Source organism: Paenibacillus sp. 276b (assembly GCF_900107875.1).
In the GTDB taxonomy this organism is placed as follows: domain Bacteria; phylum Bacillota; class Bacilli; order Paenibacillales; family Paenibacillaceae; genus Paenibacillus; species Paenibacillus marchantiae.
Map to the genome: position 1 here is coordinate 119,500 of NZ_FNRR01000003.1, position 12,655 is coordinate 132,154.

Annotated in this window: 10 protein-coding genes; 4 read left to right on the forward strand and 6 right to left on the reverse strand. The window is 50.8% G+C overall.

All coding sequences use genetic code 11. The features are described 5' to 3' along the window. Positions 1-26: 26 nt before the first annotated feature. From BLV50_RS16645 to BLV50_RS16665, 5 genes are all read right to left on the reverse strand, one after another. Positions 27-1,400 (reverse strand): aspartate aminotransferase family protein, encoded by a 1,374-nt coding sequence (locus BLV50_RS16645; protein ID WP_090808953.1) that lies wholly within the window; start codon positions 1,398-1,400, stop codon positions 27-29. 88 nt (positions 1,401-1,488) lie between these two features. Beyond that, positions 1,489-2,565 carry an ABC transporter substrate-binding protein gene (locus BLV50_RS16650; RefSeq protein WP_090808954.1) on the reverse strand — a complete coding sequence of 359 codons (1,077 nt, stop codon included), beginning with the start codon at positions 2,563-2,565 and terminating at the stop codon, positions 1,489-1,491. Between the two features lie 105 nt (positions 2,566-2,670). Then, positions 2,671-3,621: an ABC transporter permease gene (locus BLV50_RS16655; protein WP_256337979.1), complete on the reverse strand. Its 951-nt coding sequence runs from the start codon at positions 3,619-3,621 to the stop codon at positions 2,671-2,673. Beyond that, positions 3,618-4,442 carry an ABC transporter permease gene (locus tag BLV50_RS16660; RefSeq protein ID WP_256337980.1) on the reverse strand — a complete coding sequence of 275 codons (825 nt, stop codon included), beginning with the start codon at positions 4,440-4,442 and terminating at the stop codon, positions 3,618-3,620. The genes BLV50_RS16655 and BLV50_RS16660 overlap by 4 nt, the downstream gene beginning before the upstream one ends. After that, positions 4,411-5,226, reverse strand: a complete 816-nt coding sequence (locus tag BLV50_RS16665; protein WP_256337981.1) for an ABC transporter ATP-binding protein — start codon at positions 5,224-5,226, stop codon at positions 4,411-4,413. Before BLV50_RS16665 ends, BLV50_RS16660 begins: the two co-directional genes overlap by 32 nt. Positions 5,227-5,836: 610 nt before the next feature. On the opposite strand from BLV50_RS16665, the gene BLV50_RS16670 reads away from it, so the two are divergent. The 3 genes from BLV50_RS16670 to BLV50_RS33685 all read left to right on the forward strand — a co-directional run bounded on the left by BLV50_RS16670 (position 5,837) and on the right by BLV50_RS33685 (position 10,274). Beyond that, a complete protein-coding gene (locus BLV50_RS16670; RefSeq protein WP_371129262.1) occupies positions 5,837-7,993 on the forward strand; it encodes a methyl-accepting chemotaxis protein in 2,157 nt (718 codons plus the stop codon). Positions 7,994-8,112: 119 nt separating this feature from the next. Then, positions 8,113-9,114 (forward strand): GTP 3',8-cyclase MoaA, encoded by a 1,002-nt coding sequence (gene moaA / locus BLV50_RS16675; protein ID WP_063566937.1) that lies wholly within the window; start codon positions 8,113-8,115, stop codon positions 9,112-9,114. A gap of 323 nt (positions 9,115-9,437) precedes the next feature. After that, positions 9,438-10,274: a methyl-accepting chemotaxis protein gene (locus BLV50_RS33685; protein ID WP_076287553.1), complete on the forward strand. Its 837-nt coding sequence runs from the start codon at positions 9,438-9,440 to the stop codon at positions 10,272-10,274. Positions 10,275-10,361: 87 nt separating this feature from the next. Here BLV50_RS33685 and BLV50_RS16685 read toward each other — a convergent pair whose 3' ends face one another. Further along, positions 10,362-10,970 (reverse strand): LysE/ArgO family amino acid transporter, encoded by a 609-nt coding sequence (locus tag BLV50_RS16685; protein WP_090808961.1) that lies wholly within the window; start codon positions 10,968-10,970, stop codon positions 10,362-10,364. Between the two features lie 159 nt (positions 10,971-11,129). Here BLV50_RS16685 and BLV50_RS16690 point away from each other — a divergent pair, with 159 nt between their 5' ends. Next, complete coding sequence (locus tag BLV50_RS16690) at positions 11,130-12,617, forward strand: aminotransferase-like domain-containing protein (protein WP_090808963.1); 1,488 nt, start codon at positions 11,130-11,132, stop codon at positions 12,615-12,617. Positions 12,618-12,655 lie beyond the last annotated feature (38 nt).

Consider the following 12,655-nt stretch of genomic DNA (forward strand, 5'->3'; position numbering starts at 1 on the left):
ACTAGATTAGCGCCTCTCCTCCATCACTATCCAGCATCCAGACTGCGTAGTGCAGCCAGCAAACTGCCAGCGATCAGGTCCAATTCTTCCTCGGTGGTGACAAACGGCGGAGAGATGGTCAAAATATTCGCAAATCCCGGTACGGTATCGCCGTTCTTGCCAATCAGGATGCCGTCCTGTTTGCAGCTTGCCAGCACTTTCATGACCTTATCCGCATGAGCAGGTGAACCATCTGCTTCAATCAGCTCTACCCCGCAGGCGAAGCCAAATGTACGGATATCTCCAACCACCGATAACTCCAGCAGCGGCTCCAGCTTATCCCGGAGCAGGTATCCAAGTTCATCGGCACGGCTGACCAGATTCTCTCGTTCCAGGATATCGAGGTTGGTCAGTGCCACGCGGCAGGAGACTGGGTTGCCCCCGAACGTATTCACATGACGAAAGTGTGAATCGAGTCCGGGTTCTCTGAAGGTGTCATACAGATCTGCTCGAACGGCTGTCGCCGATAGTGGAGCGTACGCACTCGTCATGCCCTTTGCCATCGTGACGATATCGGGCTGCACCCCGTAATTCTGATGACCGAATTTTTGCCCGGAGCGGCCAAATCCGCAGATGACCTCATCCACAATGAACAGCACCCCATAACGCTCACAAATCTCCTGCACGGTACGCATATACTCCGGAGGCGGGACAATCATGCCGCCCCCTGTAATGACTGGTTCCATAATGACCGCAGCTACCGTCTCCGGCCCTTCCCAACGAATAACCTCTTCATAGATAGTGGCGCATTCCAGTCCGCATCCATCCTTGTTTCGTCCAAATGGACAGCGGTAGCAATAGGGAGGTGGTACATGAGAAAAGCCTACGCCCAGCGGCTCGTATTTGATTTTGCGGGCCGCTTGCCCGGTAGCGCCCAGTGCGCCCATGGAGTTGCCGTGATAGGCGCGGTGACGGGAGATGAATTTGTGACGAGTTGGTTCACCATTCTGATGATGAAACTGACGGGCTATTTTGAACGCCACTTCATTGGCATCTGAACCCGAGTTGGAGAAGAATATGCGATACTCCCCCTCCAGCCAGTCATTCAGCTTCTCTGCCAGCAGAATCGCCGGCTCATGGCTCTGGGTCATGGGCACGTACGCTAGAGCTTTCATCTGCTCATAGGCACTTTGGGCAATCTCCTCGCGTCCATGCCCGACGTTCACACACCACAGTCCCGACATCGCATCCAGATACCGTGTGCCATCCTGATCCGTGATCCAGCTGCCCTCCCCGCTTACGGCAATCATCGGATGATCGTTATGAGGCGAGATGTGATGCCACACATATTTGCGATCCTTTTCCAGCCACTCTTCCTTTGTACCACCACGCGGCTGGGGTTGCTGATCCACTGAGCTCATTCGTCATCCTCCTCTCTAACCTGAATCTATGGACTTTACACTTGACCACTCCGATTGCAGTGCCCACTTCCGAACGCTCCACGCTTATTTATTTCGTCACATCCTTCACCGCTTCTTCATAGATGCTTTTCTCCAGTGCTTCGTCCAGATTGGCGGCTTTCTTGATCAGGCCATACTTCAGGGCAATATCCGCAGTCCGCGTAAACGATTCATCCACGAAACTACCTACCTGTTTCTCTGTAAATCCTTCCGGTCGAATCAGCTTCGCAATCTCTTCCAGCATGGTCACCTGATGTTCGCGGGTCGTGCTGCCGTCTGTTACGTTTTTCATCACGATATCCACCGTTTCATTCTGATTGTCGATGGCATAGTTCCAGCCTTTCAGAACGGCACGGGTCACTTTCACCGCCAGCTCTTTATTACTGTCCACCCAATCCTTCTTCGCGATCAGCGTATCCTCCAGCATGCCTACCCCGGCATCCTCAATGTTGAATACATCCAGGTCGGTCTCCTTCGTTCCGCTTTCCAGTACCACGTGATATTCGTTATAGATCGTCGCCGTGGCGACATCCACCTGATCGTTGAAGAACTGATCCATCGTGAAGCCCTGCTTCACCAGTTCAATATCCTTCTTTGGATCAAGGCCGTTCTTCTCCATAAAAGCGAGAACCTGAAACTGCTGGCTACCAAACCATGTGCTCACTTTCTTGCCTTTCATCTGGGCGGGATCGGTAATACCCGCGGACTTCTTCGCAATCAATCGATAACTGCTCTTCTGCGAAATCTGGGCGAGGGAGACCAGCGGAAGACCGTTATCCCGGCTGACCAGCAAACTGTCCACCCCAGTGATACCCACATCGGCTGCGCCGTTGACCACCTGCTGTTCAATCACGATATCCGGGCCACCCGGAATGATCTCGGCATCAATACCTTCATCTGCAAAGAAACCTTTCTCCTTAGCGGCGTATATCCCGGCGAACTGAGCCTGAGGCACCCATTTGAGCTGGATCTTCACTTTGGTTAAGGGCTGATCTGAACCTTCCGCTCCCTCCGAGCTGGCAGCAGAAGGGGTGACGGACGGCTCTGATTTCGCGGAACACGCTCCCAGCATCGCAACGACCAACAGTACCAACACCAGAAAACCCGGTTTTAACGTTTTGTACATATACAGAACAACCCCCTGTTTATATATAAGGATTTTCAATCAGGTACTGTGAAATCTGCTTCACGAGTCAATCGATCTGTGGAAGGTTGGCATCTGAATGAGCTTTTATGGATCTGTACGTGCACGATTCCACGGGATCAGCCGTTTCTCGGCCAGAACGACGACTTCATACAGCACAATACCGAGCACAGCCGCGATAACAATACAGGACCAGGCAAGTGGCATGTTCGCCAGTCGGATCTGATCCGAGAGCAAGTATCCAAGCCCCTGGGAGGCGATGAAAAACTCACCCACAATGGCGCCAATAATGCTGGTCGACATATTAATTTTCAGACCTGCGAAGAGGGAAGGTAGCGCATGTGGCCAGCGCAGCTTCACGAAAACCTGCATCCTACTGGCGGCAAGACCACCCATCAGATCACTGTATTGCGGCTGAATTGAGGTCAAGCCCTTGAATAGACTCACAGCCATGGCAGCCATCGTAATTACAGCCACGACGGCAATACGTGACCATATCCCGTCCCCAAACCAGTTGTTCATAATCGGGGCCAGCGCAACAATCGGAACGGCGTTCAGTGCTGACATTACAGCAACTGCCGCCCTGCCACTCGTCGGGAAGAAGGATGCACCCGCAGCCGCCAAGGCTCCCAGCAAGGAGCCGAGCAGAAAGCCACCCAGCATCTCGGTTCCGCTGTACATCGCGTATCGGAAGAGCATTTCTGCATTTTCGCTGATGGACGCTGCAATTGCTGATGGCACAGGCAGTTGGTAACTTTCAAGCGAGAATAACTGATGGAACAATCGAAGCTGCCATAAGGTAAGAAATAAGGCTCCGGCAAGCCACGGCAGTAGGCGCAATCCAATTGATCTTTTGCGAACACTACTACCCCGCAGTCTCTGTCCGGCTTGTCCCTGTTGCCCATGGATATCCGAGCCTGAAGCAGTTGGCACCTTAATCGAATCCACAATAGATTCCCCAATGGAGCCCGTGCCAGAGACAGCGACCGTCGCACCCTCCTCACCATTGCGGCTTACCACCACACTTTCATTCATCATGCAGCACGCCCTCCCTTGGCCCTGAATTCGGGCTGCCATGGGGTTAGCCAGCGCTCAGCAAGGCTGATGGCAAGATACGAGATGAGTCCAATGCCAATGCTGAGCATGATGGTTGCCCAGAACATGCCGATTTGGGCACTGCCGTAATACAAGGAACTGACCATCAGTACGCCAAGTCCATCCGGGGCTCCCATTAGCTCCACCACAATGGAAGAAGTGACTGCAAGTGGAGCAGCTATTTTCATACCGGAAAACAGACCAGGCAGTGCAGAAGGCAGCAGACATTTGACATAACGCGCAGGCAGGGAAGCTCCACAGGAACGCATAAGCTCCAGATGCTCCGGCGCTGCACTTTTTAATCCTTTGAGTGTGTGGATGATAATCGGGAAGAACGTAACGTAAGCCGCCATTATAATTCGGGCCCACTCGGCATTATGGATAATGCCATAGACAATGGGCGCAAGACCGATTACGGGCACCATCTGGGAAGAGATGACATATGGAGATAAGGTACGCTCCACCCAAACCGCCACACTCATGAGCAGGGCCAGCAGCAGGCCTAACGCAGTTCCACCGGCAAAACCAATTGCTGCATTCCCAAACGTTACGGCCCCCTGTTCAGCCAATGTGCCTGAGTAACGAAACAGGGCTGCTAGAACCTCGTGCAGATAAGGAAGACGGGATGCTGCCTGCTGGGGTGACAAGAACAAGTGGAGAATCCAGGCGATACCTTCCCACAGCAGCAATACGAACAAAATCCAGATCACTACCCAGGAGCGAAAACCCAGCTTACTGGTGTGCAGGAACATGGATTGGATCACGCTCCTCATAGAAACAATTGCGGATGGTGGTCATCATACGGTAAAAGGCTTCGGTTTCCCTCAGCTCTCGATCCCGCTTGGCTGGCAGGTTGACGGAATGAATGGAGTGCACCTGACCAGGGTGTGCGGAGAGGACGATGATGCGGTCAGATAGAAATACGGCCTCGGGGATACTGTGTGTAACGAACAGGAATGTCTTGCCTGTAGATCGCTTAATATCAAGCAGCTCCAATTGCAGCTTCTCCTTCGTGAATTCATCCAGTGCGGAGAAAGGTTCATCCATAAGCAGCAATGGCGGATCAAGCGCGAGTGCACGTGCAATGGAAACACGCTGCTGCATGCCCCCACTGAGCTGCCATGGATAATGGTCAGCAAAGCGAGTCAGCCCAACCATTTCAAGCAGTTCACCACTCATGCGGCGGCACTCCTTCCGGCTTGTGCCGAGCAGCTCCAGGGGAAGCTCCACATTGTGGCGTACCGTGCGCCAATCGAATAACGCTGGAGTCTGGAAGACAATACCGAACTGGCGCTGCAACCGCGCCCGCTCCGGTTCTTCCCCGGCAACCCGGATGCTGCCTGTCGTTGGCTGGAGCAAATCGGCTACGAGTCGCAGCAGTGTGGACTTGCCACACCCCGAGGGGCCAAGCAGAGAGACAAATTCATTGGAATGGATTTGAAATGAAACGTCGGACAGGGCGGTAACTTGTTGTGCTCCACTGCCAAATACAACGGAAATGTGATCCAGCTCGATATGGCAGGTGTCGGGGACGATGATAGAGGACATGGGCATTCTCCTTTTCGCGGGAAGCTCGCAATCTTTTCACACCAAGGCTGAATGGAAGGTTTATATACACGAACGTAACAGGTTTTGCTTGTTAGGTAATACTATATATCTTTGGGCGGGGATTACATTATACAGACTGTTTTGAGTATGGGCCTGTTCATGTTACACAGTGTAAAATGATACCGATTCTCAGTCCTAAACATGTCAATGTCCGTGTATGTTATCTAACATCTGCTTCACTCATACAGAACTCTTGTAATATCCAAGTAAAGGCGCATAATCATTTGTATTTATTGAATAAATATTCGGAAAATATGACATATACCCTCGTATTCTTGTTGATTTTCTTGTATAAACATTGATAACAGCATTTTGCAAAATGCTCATATAGAAGGACGTGAACTCTCGCCCCGATACGGTGTCTGGTTCCGGGATCATGAAGGCGGTGTCATTGATTCCCGTCCACCACCCATAGTGGCTGGATAATCGCGTTTCCGAACAGTCTCGCAAAGGATTTTCAAAATCAGAAATCGGGGTGGTCCGTATGTTTGATTGGCTGGGATGGAGAAAAGGATGGCCGCTGTGGCGGTCGTATCGGTTGAATGCAAATATGAAGCAAGACGTAGAGGAAATCTTTGAGGGCATCGCCGAGACCCGGCGGCAGCTCTTGATGTGTTGGGCTGAGGAGCAGTGGAATCATCTCGATCGATTGCTTCAACAGGTACGAGCCGTTCATCCGCAGGGTATGTTACAAGGCACAGAAGATGTACACGGATTGGAGGTATGGTTCGCAGCAAGTTATGTACGCGCTACCGATAGTACTGAGCTTTTTATGCTGAACGAGCAAAACCAGGTTGTATTTTCTACATATAAGAAACATATTGGACAAGTCTACGAAGATGGAAATGCTTTGATCGGGCCAGGACTTAGGTATACCCAAGCGGATATCAACGGACAAAAGTGCCTGTTTGGACCTTATTCTGATCCGCTCACACTAGAAATTGGACCACGTTCTTCCACGTTTCACGATGATGTAACCTTGACGTTTATCGTACCGATCATGGAAAACGGCCGTTACATCGGTTCCCTGTGCAGTCGTGTGCCTAATGATGTATTGGGCGATCTGATCCAGCGTGAATCAGGCCACATCTACCCTGATTCGGGGGATAATTATCTTTTTATGGCTGAATCAAAACTGCGGCCTACGCTTCAACCCGGGACTGCCCTGTCCCGCAGCCGCTTCGAGGATCATACATTCACCCATGGGGAGAATCTGAAAGACGGCGTAACCACTGAATGGGGCGTTGTATCTGTTAAAGAACATACCGAATTGGAATTGATGTTTACCGATCCTTCTACCAATGAACTTCATCCCGGTGTAGCGAATACCATTCACAATGGCTCCAATCTGTTTGTGGCTTTTCCGGGTTATTCAGACTATCGTCATATATCAGTTATTGGAAAAGGCATCACGTTCCAGCTTCCCCACTGTCCGGATCTGTGGGGCATGATGTGTGAAGGCGATCTGGAGGAAGTGTATCGGATACGCAGCATTGGCTGGCGCCAATTCAAGCAGCATAGCTTGTACATCCTGTTGTCAGGCATTGCGGGAGCTGCACTTGTATATGCGCTGACTGGAAGTGCATGGAGCGCAGCAGCCATCGCTGCCTTTAATTTCATCTATGGATTCCTGACTGCAAGCCAGCTGCAACGAAAACATGTTCAACGGGGCCATGAGGATTTGCGCCGCATTAGCCGCTTTATTCGGATTAACGCCGAAGGCAAAGGGGATCTGACTCAGCGTCTGGACACGTCGGCTTTTGCCCAGGATGAGTCAGGTGAACTGGCGAAATGGATTAACAATATGATCGACTCTCTGGAAGGAATTATGCTCAAGGTACAGCTTGCCACCGTGGATGTGATGAACAACCAGCACCAGATGCGGGCGTCAACGGAAACTACACAGGGAACAACCGAACGTGTAAATCTCAAACTTGGCTCTATGATTCAGGGGATACGCAAGCAGCTTGAGGACCTGGATCAGGCCAAAGTAGCCGCCGACGAAATGCGCCTCACCCTACAACAGCTTGAAGTGTCGTCCACAGAGCAGATTGACGTTGCCCGCCAGGAAGTGGAGCGTATTGGAGAAAAAATGACTCAGATCTCGGGAGCCGTGTCCGACACCAACCATACGATTCTATCCTTTATGGCGACCATGCAGGATATCTACCGCGCACTTGCTGTCATTGATGAAATTTCGGCACAGACCAATCTGCTCGCACTAAATGCTTCCATTGAAGCAGCCCATGTTGGCGAACACGGACGTGGATTTGCCGTCGTTGCTGGTGAGATCCGCAAACTTGCAGAATTATCCCGTTCCTCCACGGAAGATATTCATCAGATTCTGGATAATATCTCAGTAGCGGCAGGAGCAGCCTCGCAATCCATCAAGGAAGGCGATCAGGTGCTGGCTGAAGGCACCACGCTTGTTCAGGCTGCTTCGCAGTTACTCCAAAGTGCAACGGCTGAAGAACCCCAAAGAACACAGGTTGTAGATCAGGTCGTGGTATTGATGGAGAATATCGCTGCCATCAGCCACAAAAATCGTTCCACGTCTTCGGAGGTTGAAGCCGAGATGGTCGAGCTTATTAACGACATGCTGCACGTTCAGCATTCATCGCACAATGTCGAAGCCATCACGGTCTTCTTGCAACAGCTTGTGGGACAATTCCAACTGACCCATCCCGATAAAAACGTAATTACCTGACGTCATCATTGACGCGGATTGGAGAAATAGCTAAAATTTGATGCAACTGTTCGTTTAGACATTGTCGGTTCATTTCATATAGAAGCTTTCCAATCTGAATCAATGAAAGGGTGGTCTGCATGGAAATGCTCCAGGATTCTTTTGGCAGAATACATGACTACATCCGTATTTCTGTTACGGACCGCTGTAATTTGCGTTGTGTGTACTGTATGCCTGAAGAAGGCATGGAATTTGCCCCGCATGACCAAATTATGAGCTACGAGGAAATTGCCCAGGTGCTCAAAGTGTTGGCTCCAATGGGAATGCGCAAAGTCCGTCTGACCGGAGGCGAGCCTCTGGTACGGAAAGATCTGCATCAACTCGTAAGTATGATCTCGGCCATTGACGGGATTGAAGATATTGCGTTAACTACCAATGCATTGCTGCTGGACAAACAGGCTCAGGCCCTGAAAGACGCTGGACTGAACCGGATTAACATCAGTCTGGATTCCCTGCAGGCGAGCCGTTTCTCCATGATTACTCGCGGTGGGGATGTAAATAAGGTACTGAAAGGCATTGAAGCCGCCACGGCAGTTGGACTTGCTCCGATCAAGCTGAATGTCGTGTTAATGAAGGGCATCAATGATGATGAGATTAAGGATTTCATTGCCATGACCATAGATCAGCCACTGCATGTACGCTTCATTGAATATATGCCGATTGGGCAGGCTTCAGATTCATGGCGCAAATCGTATTTGCCGCTGGAAGCAGTCACGGATGTATGCGCGGAGGCTGGCTGGGCGGTGGAAAATACGGCAGGTCCGGCAGGTAATGGTCCATCACGAAACATGAAGATTGCCGGTTCACAAGGGACATTCGGATTGATCCATCCGGTCAGTGATCACTTCTGTGATAACTGCAACCGACTCCGCCTGACAGCAGATGGGCATATCAAAGCTTGTCTGTACTGGTCGGATGAATACAACGTTCGCCGCTTCGTAGATGCTCCCGATGCTATGGCAGCTCTCTTCCTCAAGGCTCTTGGCACCAAACCGAAGAATCATGAAATGGCGCTTGCCCTGGAGCAGAAAATGCAAAGTCATACACCGACGGTACGACGCATGTCCCAGATTGGTGGATAGGCAAGCGTGATCTGGCGGGTACCTGCTCATCGTTTAAATGCATCAGAGCAGGAAGAAATAATAAACGTAAGCACACGATATACTTCTCAAAATACAGCCATTATTGATGTACTAAAAGCTGCTGAGGTCAGATGATCCTCATCAGCTTTTTTGTCATGTATTTTTCTTTTTTCTAACCTTGTTGATCAATTTTCCTGATTTCAAGATTAAAATAAAATAAATCTGCCATATGTCCTCTTTAGGCCTTCAAGAATCCCGCAATTCTGACGATGAATATACAATACATCACGATAATACGCACACATATATAGGAGTTGATCCAATTGAATATTGTTGAAGCACTTGTTGCAGCAAGCCCGTATTTTAAAATCATGCTCAAGGAAAATGATTTGATGATTGCTGTTACCGATATGGAGCAGTTCCGGTATTACGTACGGAGCGAAGATCTTGATTTGGGTATCAAGGCCGGAGATCCGATCTCACTTGAAGATCCTACACTACGCCGGGCACTTATCCATGGTGAAACTTCAGCCAATCGTATTGAAGCGCATCATTACGGGACTCCCATTAACTCTGCGGCTACCCCGCTTCGCGATGAAGCAGGCCAGATCGTAGGCGCATTGGCCATTGGATTTTCGCTCAAAAACGAGGAGAAACTGGGGCACTTCACCGAATTGATCGGAGAAATCAGCGGTAAGTTAACCGATATGGTTCAGACCGTAGCCGCTCAGTCCCAGCAACTGACTGCTTCATCTTCACAGATTTTGGACAACACACGGATGGCGGTACAAAATTCCAGTGAAGTCACCAAGGTAGCTTCATTCATTCGTGAAATTTCGGAGCAGACGAACCTGCTAGGCCTGAATGCTGCCATTGAAGCAGCTCGAGCAGGAGAAGCAGGCGCTGGCTTTGGCGTTGTTGCTACCGAAGTACGCAAATTATCCACCGGAACCAAAGAAGCCACAGTGAACATTGAACGCTCCTTGAAGGAAGTACAACATTCCATTCGTCAGATGGAACAGGAGATTACATCCATCGCCCAATCCAGCAACCAGCAGGCCGAACTCGTCACCGAGTTCAGCGAGGTCATTGATCAACTGAACAACGCATCTCAGGATCTCAAAGCTTTTATTGAATCCATGCTATTGAAGGCAGAATAATATAGAATACTCATTTGGCGCATTAACTATAAGGCCAGCATATAAACAATCCCCACACGTTTAACGTGAGGGGATTCTTTTCTATTTTTACGATAGAATCAGCTTCCACAGCATCATGCCCGCCATTCCGACCATGACTACAGCGGATAACCGATTGAAGAAAACACTGACCCAGCCTGTACGGTCTGTTCTACCTACTAGCCTGCCTGCACCCGCCAGTCCCAGAAACCATACCCATGATACTACTGCCGCCGTTATTGCAAAATAAAAACGTGTGACCCCTTCGTATTGAAGTGAACTGGTTCCGATTACGGCTACCGTGTCCAGCAGGGCATGCGGGTTAAGCAAGGAAACGGAAGCTGCAAAAGCGATCTGTCTTCCCGCAGATAGCACTGCTGCTGAACTATTGGCAGGGCCGGATGACCTCCAAATGCTCCATGCCATATAGAGTAAAAATACACTCCCTCCTGCATACAATAAACTCGCCAGCAGCGGCCATTGCAGCAAAATGAGGGACACCCCTCCGACCGCTGCACCAATCAACAACGTATCACTGAGTCCTGCGGTTACTATCGCTGGCAGCGCCCGCGCATAACTTCGCTGACTCATGCCCTGATTAAAAATAAACACATTTTGTACACCAAGTGGCAAAATCAGTCCAAACGCCAGCACCACCGCGTGAATAATTACCCCCATCGTTCATCCCCCTTATAGCCATGTCTCCATAGTAGTAGAGATAACATCAGGCGTAACCAACCACTTGGATGGCATCGGACCCAACCAAATGATATAGTGTTCAAAATAAGAGAAAACGTAAATCCCATCACTCATTCTATAAAGGAGGCAAACCTGCCCATGAATCGTTCTGATTCTCGACAGGGGGGCAGCTGGAAGCCGGACCCCTCCCATTCCTTACCTCTGTACCGACAGATTGAAGTCTATATCAGCGAGAAAATTACTGCCGGCGAATGGACAGCAGGATATCGGCTTCCATCACAACGGACATTGGCTCAAACCATGGGTGTGAACCGCAGCACGCTGGTTACTGCACTGGAAAATCTGGCTGCCGCAGGCATGATTGAAGGCAGACATGGCGGCGGAACCTATGTCTGTGGCTCTGGCTGGCATGCGCTGGCTCACGGAGCTCTGCCCAACTGGGAGGAAGCCATCGAAGAAGGCTGGTATTATCCCAATCTGCCAGAGGTACAGCAGATTAACCGGGCTGAGTTCCAGCCAGACATCATCAGACTTGGTACAGGTGAGCTTGCCCCTGATCTGATGCCCCAGGAGGCTTTTAATGACATCCTCCTTGCTCTATCCAGTCGTTCTCGTACACTAAACTACCTCGAACCACAGGGTAGTCTGGAGCTCCGACAGGCTTTGTCCGTTTACTTGCAAGCAAGCGGCATCCAAGCCTCCGCTGACTCCATTCTGATCGTATCCGGCTCTCTTCAGGCACTGCACCTTATTTCAGTTGGGCTTCTGCCCCGCGGATCGGCAGTTCTGCTGGAGAAACCATCTTATCTGTACTCCATTCATGCCTTCCAATCCGCCGGATTGAAAATGAGTGGCATTCCGATGGATGCCGAAGGCTTACACACTCCGCGTCTGGAAGATGCCGTACAGAACAATGCAAACAGGGACAGCATCTCACTGCTCTATACGATTCCGAGCTTCCACAATCCTACTGGCTCCGTCATGAGTGACAGCCGCCGGGAAGAAATTCTCGCCACAGCGCGGAACACCGGCATCTCCATATTGGAAGATGCCGCTTATAGCGACCTGTGGCTGGACGAGCTCCCGCCGCCAGCGCTGAAGGCGCGTGATAAAGAAGGACGGGTGCTGCACATGGGCACCTTGTCCAAGGCGGTGAGCCCCGGTCTGCGCCTCGGCTGGCTGGTTGGGCCGGAGCCGGTCATCCGTCGCCTCGCAGACATCAAGATGCAGACGGATTATGGCACCAGCTCCCTCGCTCAGGAGGCTGCTGCACTCTGGTTTGCCGATGGATACCACGAGCAGCATATGGATCGCCTGCGGCCAGAACTGCGCAGACGCAGAGACTTCATGATCCAGCTTCTGCAACGCGATTTCGCTGAACTCGTCGAGTGGAGCATACCTGCCGGAGGCTTTTATATCTGGCTCAGATTTACCGTCAGTCCTCTTTCCATTCGCGAACTGTTCCATGCCTGTCTGGAGAATCATGTGCTGATTCATCCGGGTTATCTTTATGACCGCCTAGATGCAGAGCACATTCGTCTGTCCTATGCCTATGCTTCACCGGATGAGATGGAGCGGGGCCTTCACCTTCTGGCACAGACAGTCAAAAAGCTGATGACATCATGAAATGAAAGAACCGCCTTGATCGGAAGGAGTGACATCCC